Consider the following 8,926-nt stretch of genomic DNA (forward strand, 5'->3'; position numbering starts at 1 on the left):
CAGGTAAAAGCTCTCAGCATTACCGTTGATTCTCTGTATAAAATGGCAAATGATTTACAGGCTTACGATATTCTATTTATTGATGAAGCCTGCCAGTATCTCGCTCACTTGCTGAAGTCCAAAACCTGCAAAGAACACCGGGGGGCGATTCTGGAAGTGCTTGAGTATCTAGTTTACAACGCCAAGCTGGTTGTTTTAGCTGATGCTCACTTGGATGATTTGACCATTGAGTTTTTCATGAATTTGCGACCGGCTGGTGAAAAACCCTACATCATCAAAAACCTGTATCGCTCAGGTGGTCGTCAAGTTCATTGGTACGAGGGGAGAAACAGCAGCGCAATCGTTGCCGAGTTCCACGCTCAACTGATGTTGGGCAAAAAACTGATGATGGTCAGTGACAGTAAGCGGTTTATCAAAAAGTTGGAACGGGCGCTCAATGATGGTTCCGCGATTGATGATAGCGACGAAACACCGGAATCAGCCGAAGACCGCAAGTTACGGGTGTGGGCTATTCACTCGGAAAATAGCGGCTCTGAAGAGAATGTGATTTTCATTAGGGAAATTAACATTGCCATTAAGGATCTTGACGCTTTTTTAATTACTCCCAGTCTCAGTTCAGGGGTTGACATTTCCAGCTATCATTTTGATGCCGTGTTTGGCGTGTTTCATGCTGTCTCGCAGTCGGCTACAGAATGCGCCCAGCAATTATGGCGGTATCGTCCAAATGTCCCCATGTATGTTTGGGTGGCTCCGCGTCCTCCCTTTGGTTACGCCGAAACCAATGCCCGACGGATTAAAGAAAAGATTCTTCAAACAAATGAAATGACCGCTTTTCTGATTCGCATTAACCGAGAAACGGGCAAACGTGGGGCTGAGAAGGATTGGGCATTAGATGCTAGTTGCCAGATTGAAGCGCAACGGAATTGGTCGATTAATAATTTACGGGCTGATTTGCGATCGCTCTTAGAAGAAATGGGCAATACGATTGCGCCTGTGGGTGATGCAACCGATGAGGGGGCTTCCCGGTGGATGAAAGCGGCAGGTATTGCCATCAATGAGGAGCATTTTCGCAAGGTGGCGAATGCCAAAGATATTGATAGAAGGACTTATGCGGCTAGGCAGCACCAAGACTATCTCAAACCGGAGGAGGTGCTGGAGTGTGAGAAATTCCGCATACAGGACACCTACGGCATGAGCGTAACCCCGGAACTGGTTGAGCAAGATGATGGGGGGCGGTTAATTAAGAAGATAGTCGCACTGGAGGCAATATTAGCAGCACCGGGGGAAATGATTACCGATGATCAGGGGCGAGAGTTTGTTGCACCGCCCTCTGTTGTGGTGGAACGCGATAAATCAGAGCGCTCGCGCTTGGCAATCTGTACTGACTGGAGCAATCATTCTACCGCGTGGTTGATGCGTCATCGGCTGGGGCTGAGAGCAGTGCTAGTGGATCTGATGGCTGGCGTTGAGATCAAAGGGGATGAGGCGATGATTCAGGTTTTAGCCGAGTTCTCTAAACGCAACGCATCTCACGTAAAAGGTATCCTCAACCTGACCATTCCGCTATCGGAGTCTCCTGTGTGGATTTTAAGCCAGTATCTCTCGCAACTGGGTTTGTCCACTGAGTCACGGCGACCGCTTGAAGATGGGCAGCGTGTTCGGTATTATCGTTTGAATACTTCTGATGTAGAGTTTGTCCAAAAGGTGCTGGATTATCGTCAACGGCAACGGGAGGAGAAGGAACGCAAACGCCAAGAGTCACTTGAACGAGATGCGGCTTACGCAGCTAGAATGCAGGCTCAGTATGGGATTAACCCGCCGTCCACACCCCCCATTAATGAAGATGGAGATAATAATCGGGGGGGTATGGACACAGATGAAGAACTCAGTGATTCTTGGTGGGAACGGGTTAAATATTATGCTCGGCTGGCGATTGAACGTTTAGAGGATGGGGTTGATGCTGTAAAAGAATTACTCAGTACGTTGACGAGTGATGAGCGTTGCGGCGTGATGCTGGAGTTTGAGGATATTGACCCGAACAAGTTTGCTCAACTGGTGACAGATGCCCCACAGTGGACTGAATGGATGGCGTGATAGTCCCGTTTCCCAATAATTGCGATCGTGCCCACTGCCACAGCTAATTTTTGGCGATTGTTCAGTGAGTATTTATTCCTAGTGGTTATTAGCGCGGTTTTAACGGTCATTATCGCCGCGCCATATTCAAAATTTATCGTACTGCTTTACTCACGCATGAGGTGTATGAGGCGTTGTAGACAGTGTAGTTTCACTGAATTGGGGTTTCAAAGTTTGACCGTGCTTTGTTGGGTGTAGGTATGACCGAACTGTTTGTGTTGGGTTGTTCGCCGCGCCATACCTTTTTAGCTTTGATATACGTAGATTGTGCTGATGAGTATAAATGCTTATGGAAAGTAATGGTGTGACATAACCCCTCTAAGACACTTCCCCGGATAGTATTGCCGTTCTTATTATGACGAAAGTTGTATACACATTGATTCAGAAGTAACGTATTTGCAGTACTTACAACTTGTTTATAAAAAAATTAGTGTATAAACAAGAACGTACTAAAAATGCGCCGCGTCTACCCAAAAAGTGCAAAAACAGGGTAGACGTGGCGCAAAACACTACAATGAAATTAAATATACTACAATTAATTTTCTGTACTAATTATTACATATTTATTTTCACATCCAGCCTAATTCGCGCATTCTTTCAAAGCCGATCGTCGGGTCTTTGCGATCGCGCATCTCATCGGCGATTTGTTTACTTTTCTCGAATTCCTTCAAAGTTTTGTGCTTCATACAAGTGGGTATGTGACTGTACAGTGTACGCTTACTCTCTTTCACATCACCTGGGTAGATGTCATACTCTATGAACTTGTTACCAAGTTTTGATTCATATTGCGGTTCATATACATCACCGCATTCATCGTCATCTATTAATTCTTCTTCTGTCAGTTCCACAACTTTTGGCAGACAAGCGATCTGGAGCAGCGCGTTGTGATAATCATCTTTCCCCCGAATCTTGATACCCTTGTGCTGCTAGTCTTAAAGAATATACTGCTGTTTTTCTTTATATTACGAGTAGCTAGCAAGGATCAAATTTTAAATATGGCTTTTGAGCAAATCGAAGCATTTTTAAAGAAAATGCAGTCTGAACCTGAACTTAAAAACGAGGTGCTTGCAGCACCAACCGCAGATGATATTGCGCGAATAGCACTAAAGCTTGGTTTTGAATTTTCAGGTGATGAATTATTGAGAATGTCAGGTAAGAAAGTTGGCAGCATTACTGTTAGAAAAACTGACCTTCCTGGAGAGTACAATTAGGGGTCACGCGAGAATCATCTTTCCTATCGCTCCTCAGTCCTACGTAGTGAAGAATTTCAGTAATAAAACGGCATAGTGTAAAACTGCCATTTTTATGGTAATTCTGTGGCATTTCTACGGCTGATTGATGGTAAATCTGTGGAATTTGAGCCAGAGGAAAGCATTTCATTTTGGCAGTTCTATGTCAGTTCTGTGTTGAATTTGTGGTCTGAAAAAATTGGGATTTTGACGCACAGTACGCCAAAAAGTTTGGTAAGTTTTTTGGAGCGAAAAATGATGATTTAAGTAAATTTCAAATCACTTGAATCAAAATTAACTACTAAAAAACTACTTTTATGCTACAAAAGTAACTGTACAGTTCACTACTAGAACGCTGACTATTAAAGACTCAATTCATCATCCTGCTCCTGCTGTTGCTGATGCTGTCGGCTTAACTGTCGCCCATAATCGAGTAGCTGCTGATTCCAATCACTGGCTTTAGATTTTTTGATTTGGGACTGTGGCATTAGTTCTAATACACGCTGTGCTGCCGCATCAGAGCTTTTATCGTTACCAAACGCCACCAGTATATTAGGAACTTTCTGCAATCGCTCAAGTGGTAAGCTCTTGATGTCATCAATAGCCATATAAACTGTTCGTTCGGGTGGAACATCGCCCCTGATAAGATATTCCAGCATGGCTCTTGAAATAGCATCAATGGGAGACTTACATAGAATCGCTGTTGAGGTTTTATCATTAGCTTTACCCCCCAAGTGGAAGTAAAACCAGCTATCACTGCGCTTAGTGCCTTTAGAGTATCCCTTAAAGCTGTTGTTCTCGCCCCTAATTCCCCGTAAGAATGCACCGTTACGTTGACCATCAAGATTCCGCATGACAAAAACAGCGTTTTGTTTGTCATCAGCGTAAACTAGCCCCTGATTATAAAGCATTTGAATACAGTCAGAGCGGATGCCCCGAAATTGATTGAGGTAATGTTCAACGGCAGACCAGTTAGCTTTATCTTCAACAGGTGGGGTGAATTGGGGACGGGGTTCAGTCTGGATAATGTCAGCCGCCCTGTTCTTAACGTGAGCTAGAGCTGCACGTTCTACGCCAGCTGACCCGAATCGCTCATCTAACCAGACAACCGCTTGCCGGAAATTGCACTGATTAACGTGCATTACCAAATCAATCGCACCGCCAGAGCCTTTGGAGTGTTCGGGAGCAAAGTCATAGAATTTGGAGCCATCTATATTAATAATGTGTCCGTGACCCCGCCACCGTTGCTGATCATAATTTAGCCCCAACTCCCAGGCGACATCCTCTAAAGCCAAGTCGCGCAGTTGTTGAGTTTGCTGCTGCCAAAAAGCTACTTGTGCCTCTAATTCCTTGATGCGTCTGTCAAAGAGTTCATTTTCAACAGCCAAAGTTTTGGCGGTGGCTTCCATCTGCTGTTTTTTGGCTTGCGCCCTATCCCGGTCAGCTGCTTTGGCTTGCAGTTGCAACTGGGTGAGGCTGCTATCTGGTTCTATGCCAGCATTAACAATGCTGTAAAAGTCCTTGATTTCCTGGTGTTGCGCCCTACTACCCTTAATGCCACGTTCTAACCCCAGATGTTCTGTAGCCTCAGAGTAGGAATCTTGAAACTGCCTCATCTTCAAGCGACCGTCGAAGAAGTGCTTGGCCCTCAATTGCCCTTTCTCATCGAGGGGGACAAAATAAGCGTGAATATGGGGTGTCGCTTCATCTAAATGTAATTCTGCCCTGACAATGCGTGAGCCGTATCTCGAATCTAACCATTGTTTGGATGCAGAAAGCCAGGAGTCAACTTTGTCCTGCTCATAGTAACCCGCTTGTGTTGGGCAGTTGGGACGGAAATATTCGGGGCTGGCAGTCAACAAAATCTCAGTGCAGTAAACCGCATCGGGGCGAATCTTCCGTTTCTGCTCCCCTATCTTTTCCATCACCAACTGATCTAATGAAAGTGTTGGGTTGTTAGTGCCAATGAATCTGATATTTTGTTTATCTGAATCAGCGTTGGGTGTTTCTCGCTGACGAGCGGTGTGTGCTTCACTGCCTGCCAAGTTACTGCGCTTGAGCTTTTTAATCCTTGCAATAGCGTAAGCCATGCCACTTTTTGAGTGATTGAGTGCAATTGCGTCGCAGACCCCACGGAACCTTTTTGTTTCGACCGTTAGGGAGAAATGGCGCAAGCCACCCGTTAGGGCAAAAAGGTGTAGTGGGTACACAATTATCTTAGCCACCGAGCGCGAAAGAAAGGCGGTCACAAAACCCCCTCTGCTGCTAAAAAGCCTGCTCTGTAGGGTTTTTAGCTCTCTTGGGCGCATTTAGGGGTTCTAGTAATTCTTTTTCCCTATACACCACAATAACACTCAATAAACACACTATTAGGGGGAAATCTCATGTAAGGAACAAGACATTTTTTTGTCGAAAAACACCGCATTCATACACAATATAACCGCTATTATCATTAATAAAGCCACATTTATACTCATCTCAAATATTGATTTGTTTTTATACTAAAAATACTTTTCGTACTGAGTGAGGTCAAGATATGAGTCAACAGCAAAATTCCTATGTTGAGTTACCCAGGATTAAACGCAAGAGTAATTCATGGGAGGGGAAGGTGATAGATTATTTATTGAACCATCCTTCTAATAGATCAGCGACTGAATTTTCAATTGAGGCTATCACTGCTTTTTGGTTGGCGGAAGCGTTAGAGGGTCAAGTCAATCAGCCGGAATTACAGAAAGCTTGTTGGTCTGCGATTGAGAAATTAGAAGCAAAACTTGCCACAATTAGAAGGATAGCTGGCATAGAAAAATTACATAAAGACTATTCTATGGTTTTGGCTAGTACTACAAATGTGACTACAAAAAGCGACAATCCGACAGCCAATCCTGATGAACAACCTGATCAAGTTGATTCAGACATAGATGACGACGATGAAATCATGGACTTGAAATTATCAGGGGAAATGATTCAGGCTAACAAGTTTTTTGGTATGAACCCATGAATTAAGGGATGATCTGATGACTCAAGGGGACAAAAGTAGATCCGGCAATACCATTAAATTGGTGATGTCCTGTGATTTGGGTGGTAGCTGTAACAAGTCAATTGTTCATATATACCCAGACGGAACACCAAAAATAATGGTGATGTCGCCGGAAGTAGCAGAGGTCGGGAAAATTGCGATGGCGCAATTGAGAGAGCAACAGGCGAATTTCAATAGTACCTGGGTTGGCATTGGCGAAGAATATTATGTTTTAGGCTCACTAGCTAAAAACCAATTTGCAGGTACAGCAGCGTTGCGAGAATTGAAGTATCACTATGCCTTACCAAAAATAGCTGGGTTACTGTGGAAGGCTTGTCGCCACTACAATATCGATAGACCAGTGGATCTATTTGTACAATTGCTGTTGCCACCGGGAGAACTCAACGATGCTCAAAACCTGCTCAAAGAACTGTCGAGTGCTTTGAAGCAGGGAATTAACACGCCTTCAGGTAAACTCAAGGCGAAATTGCGCCGTTTTGATGTGTCTCCTGAAGGGGTGGGGATTCTTCAGTATCGCAGCCGTAATGTCAATGTCAAATATTTTGAGAAGGTAATTGGTTTGCTAATGTTGGGCTATCGCAATGCTACTTATATTGTGGTTGACCAAGGCAGCTTGGTAAAAGCGGAAACTACAGATTTGGGAATGAATTGGGCGGTGGAGCAGTTTGTGGAACGTACTGCTGTTGGGCTATCGAAGGATAACTCTCATTTGGTGACGGCGATGCTTAGTGCCAGCCAAGGAAACTGGGATGGGCTGCGTCGTTTATCGCGCAAGTCTAATGAACTGGGAGTGGCGGCGGATTTAAAGTTATTTCAGCAAGTTCTGCCGGAGGTTCGTGATGCTTACTGTCGGGCTTTGGTGCAGTGGATTAGAAAGATTGCCATCTTGGACGAAATTCTCATCTGTGGCGGTACGGCTGAGTTCGTGCGTACTGAGTTAACTGAACATTTTCAAAATGAAGATATACCAATTGTTTGGAATGGTAATGTGGAATTTCCCAAAAGGCTAGACACTCAAGGTTTAAATGAGAGGGCTGCTGATGTTTGGACTTCCTTCATTACTTACATCTTGATGTTGGACGAGAATTTTGGTTATGAGCGTAAACGCATAGTGCCAGAGTAATGTATAAGAATCGCCTGAGCTTGAGGGGGAAGCGGCTGATTCAATCAGACCCGCTTCAATAGTTCAAGGTCAGGCTGAATCTCTTGAATTGGATGCGATTTTTGTCGGAGATTGAGCGAAGAATATTTGAACGATAAGCCGCCGCAGTTTCAGAGGGGTGAACTCTGAGGCGGCTTTTGTCGTGCTTATGTAGTTATTCAGTAGTCTTTTTTGATGGCTGTTGCTTCTGCTTCTGCTTTTCAATTTTGGCTGTCAAAAACTTTCCGCCAAATATGGCGTACTGTGCGTCATCAAAAGATGGATTACAGAGCTTACTCCGCTTTTAAGCGAATTTCCGGGTAATTGACCAATTATTGGGAGCAAATGGGAGACTTCTTATAAGTATTGGGAACTGTTCGGATTTCTTGGGAATTTTTGAGCTAATGAGAATTTGGTGAATGGATGATTTTTAAGAGGTAAAAAGGTAAGAAAAAATTGGAGATTTGGGAGATATTGGATAGATATTGGGAGATGTTGAATGTAATTGGTGAGAATTGGGAAAATGGATGTTTTTTCGAGGTTTTATCTCAAATGCACGAATTGAGTCAAATCAATAAGTTAGTGCCAAAACTGTAATATTTATTGATAAATGTGTCAATAATCACGCTTTGGGCGGTTCATCTTGAGAGTAATTATCAATTAGATAGACGAAAAAAGGGTCAAAAACAGGGGTAAATTTTTTTTGTGGACTTTGTTTTTTAATGTTGAATCTTGGTTCTCTTTCCAGGGGAATGCTCAAGGCTTACTTCGTTAGATATCAAAGAGATTAACCGTAGTTCCCGCAGGTTGCGTCAACCTAATCCAAGATAAAATCAGGAGCGGGAAAATGAAATTGATGATGAGCGAAGGGTAAGCTATGGAAGCCAAAAGCGAAGTGACAATAAAATTTAGCGGCTCACTGCCAACAGCCACACCAGCCGAGAACAAGAAAGTTGCAATCGAGTTGACCGATCAGAACGGCATAGTCTTTACTGCTCAAGTTAATGCAAAAAGCTGGCGCAAGGCTGAAACTAGCGCCTCGGAATTCGCAGACTGGGCTGGGGCTGTATCGGGAAAGCTTGGACAGCGCACAGAGAACGGGTTTGAGGTAGTTGATGCTGGGGTTCAAATCTTTGAAAAGAAGGCGAAAGAGCCTAAACCAGATGTAGCTGCGGCTGAAGCTGGCGTTTCTTCATGACCACATACAACAAAACCCTACTCCTTCACTGGGATTGTGTTTGGTGTGGGGTTGTTGAGGGCTGAACAGGCTTAATTTGAGTTTTGGGTTGAGCTTTCTTGACTGGTTTAGTTTGAGGTTTGGGTTTGGGTTTATTGCCCTTTGACGCGGCTATATTCGCTTTTTTCTCTTTAAATGCGGCAAGCTTA

8 protein-coding genes are annotated in these 8,926 nt (G+C 44.0%); 6 read left to right on the forward strand and 2 right to left on the reverse strand.

Going from position 1 to position 8,926, the window contains the following annotated elements; genetic code table 11:
* Positions 1-2,094, forward strand: a 2,094-nt coding sequence (locus tag H6G97_RS53730) for a plasmid replication protein, CyRepA1 family (protein WP_338421940.1), incomplete at its 5' end; no start/stop codon positions are given.
* A 608-nt stretch (positions 2,095-2,702) separates the two neighbouring features.
* On the opposite strand, the gene H6G97_RS39150 is transcribed toward H6G97_RS53730, so the two are convergent.
* Positions 2,703-2,981, reverse strand: coding sequence for a hypothetical protein (locus H6G97_RS39150; RefSeq protein ID WP_190946038.1), 279 nt, complete (start codon positions 2,979-2,981; stop codon positions 2,703-2,705).
* 36 nt (positions 2,982-3,017) lie between these two features.
* On the opposite strand from H6G97_RS39150, the gene H6G97_RS53735 reads away from it, so the two are divergent.
* Both H6G97_RS53735 and H6G97_RS39160 read left to right on the forward strand, forming a co-directional pair.
* On the forward strand, positions 3,018-3,344 hold the full coding sequence (locus H6G97_RS53735; RefSeq protein ID WP_199349963.1) for a Nif11-like leader peptide family RiPP precursor: 327 nt from the start codon (positions 3,018-3,020) through the stop codon (positions 3,342-3,344).
* A gap of 105 nt (positions 3,345-3,449) precedes the next feature.
* Complete coding sequence (locus H6G97_RS39160; protein WP_190946039.1) at positions 3,450-3,629, forward strand: hypothetical protein; 180 nt, start codon at positions 3,450-3,452, stop codon at positions 3,627-3,629.
* A gap of 95 nt (positions 3,630-3,724) precedes the next feature.
* On the opposite strand, the gene mobV is transcribed toward H6G97_RS39160, so the two are convergent.
* Positions 3,725-5,452, reverse strand: a complete 1,728-nt coding sequence (gene mobV, locus H6G97_RS39165; RefSeq protein ID WP_190946040.1) for a MobV family relaxase — start codon at positions 5,450-5,452, stop codon at positions 3,725-3,727.
* Between the two features lie 446 nt (positions 5,453-5,898).
* Between mobV and H6G97_RS39170 the strand changes: the two genes are divergently transcribed.
* The 3 genes from H6G97_RS39170 (at position 5,899) to H6G97_RS39180 (ending at position 8,738) form a co-directional block, all read left to right on the forward strand.
* Positions 5,899-6,360 (forward strand): hypothetical protein, encoded by a 462-nt coding sequence (locus H6G97_RS39170; RefSeq protein ID WP_190946041.1) that lies wholly within the window; start codon positions 5,899-5,901, stop codon positions 6,358-6,360.
* A 16-nt stretch (positions 6,361-6,376) separates the two neighbouring features.
* Entirely contained in the window at positions 6,377-7,522 is a 1,146-nt protein-coding gene (locus H6G97_RS39175; protein ID WP_190946042.1) for a ParM/StbA family protein, read from the forward strand.
* A gap of 895 nt (positions 7,523-8,417) precedes the next feature.
* On the forward strand, positions 8,418-8,738 hold the full coding sequence (locus tag H6G97_RS39180) for a hypothetical protein (RefSeq protein WP_190946043.1): 321 nt from the start codon (positions 8,418-8,420) through the stop codon (positions 8,736-8,738).
* Positions 8,739-8,926 lie beyond the last annotated feature (188 nt).

It is taken from the genome of Nostoc flagelliforme FACHB-838 (assembly GCF_014698065.1).
Classification (GTDB): Bacteria; Cyanobacteriota; Cyanobacteriia; order Cyanobacteriales; family Nostocaceae; genus Nostoc; species Nostoc flagelliforme_B.